This window comes from Vibrio anguillarum (assembly GCF_001989995.2).
Classification (GTDB): Bacteria; Pseudomonadota; Gammaproteobacteria; order Enterobacterales; family Vibrionaceae; genus Vibrio; species Vibrio anguillarum.
The window spans coordinates 1-1,348 of the sequence record NZ_JAHGUP010000096.1 but is presented as its reverse complement, the minus strand read 5'-3'; the positions used below and the strand labels follow the sequence as shown (position 1 = coordinate 1,348).

At 42.1% G+C, this 1,348-nt stretch carries 1 protein-coding gene; it reads left to right on the top strand.

The window, feature by feature from the left end; translation table 11 throughout:
* Positions 1-96: 96 nt before the first annotated feature.
* The gene (locus PL85_RS16580) at positions 97-1,335 is read left to right on the top strand and encodes an ISL3 family transposase (RefSeq protein WP_115339201.1); all 1,239 of its coding nucleotides are present in this window, start codon (positions 97-99) and stop codon (positions 1,333-1,335) included.
* Positions 1,336-1,348 lie beyond the last annotated feature (13 nt).

Here is a 1,348-nt window from a genome sequence, read left to right as displayed (position 1 = left end):
GGCTCTTCTCCGCTTAGATGAGTCTATAAATTAACAATAAAATCAATAAAGCATTGATTTATAATTACTTCCTGTCTTATATCTTAGTGTTGTAGTTTGTCGTTATTATCTTCCGCTCTATTTAATTTTAAAGGTCAATCCGTACAGTCTGTAACGCTCGAAGAGTGCACTCATTCAGTACTCGTCAAATGCAAGCGAGACAGACGCTGTAAAGTCGTTGACCCTGAGACTGGAGCACCGCGTACCGTCGACCACTATGTTCAACGTCGCCTGTCAGATTTACCTGTAAGTGGTCGCCCTTGCGTAATAGAAATTGAACTGGCTCAGACGAGAGATAAGCTCGGCCGAAGATTGATTGAAGCCACTGATTTTGTTGATAAGGGTGGTCGCTATACCAAGAGATTCTGTCACTTTATTAGTGGACTATGCCGCTATATGAGCATCCATGCAGTGTCTAAGCATTTAGACATTCGCTGGGAAACCGTGAAAAATATCGATAAAGCATTTCTGTTATCTACCTTGCCCGCTTTAGAGCCTAAGAAGTTGACCAACCTTGTTCATATTGGCGTTGATGAAGTCGCCAGGGCTAAAGGCCATGACTATATGACCGTTGTTTATGATCTGGTTTCAGGACAACTTATCTGGGTTGATCATGGACGGACTTCAAACGTACTCATCAACTTTTTTGAACAATTATCACCACAAACGAGAGACGGCATCCAAGCGGTATCAATGGATATGGGTCAATCTTACCAATCAGCGGTGAGAAAGGCTCTTCCGAATGCAGACATCGTTTTTGACCGGTTTCACGTTATGCAGAACTACTCTCTTCTGATAAGGAAAGAGCGTAATAAAGCGTTTAGGAGAGGAACGCATGACGAGAAAAAAATGCTTAAGGGGACGCTATTTTTACTCCTCAAAAATGCGCCGAAATTAAGCGATAAGCAGTCAGATAGGCTGGATGATTTACTTGAAAGCAATAAGACACTTTGTACTATTTATATGCTCAAAGAGCAGCTTCAAGCCTTATGGAATGAACGTAATTTTGACTTGATGATCGCAGCGCTTGATGCGTGGTGCCAGCTTGCTAAAAATACAAGGATCTTATCTCTCATCAATTTTGCAGATGCGCTTTGGGAGAGAAGAGTTGGGATCTGCAATTATGCAAAATATAGGCTAACGAATGCCCGAGTTGAAGCTGGGAATGTATCGATAGGCCTTCTTAGGCGGAGAGCTCGAGGAGTAAGGGATACTGATTACTTTAAATTGAAGATTAGACAAACCTCAATCCTAGAAACTCACTCTACCTTTTACCCAGAAATCAAGCTCATCTAAGCGGAGAAGAGCC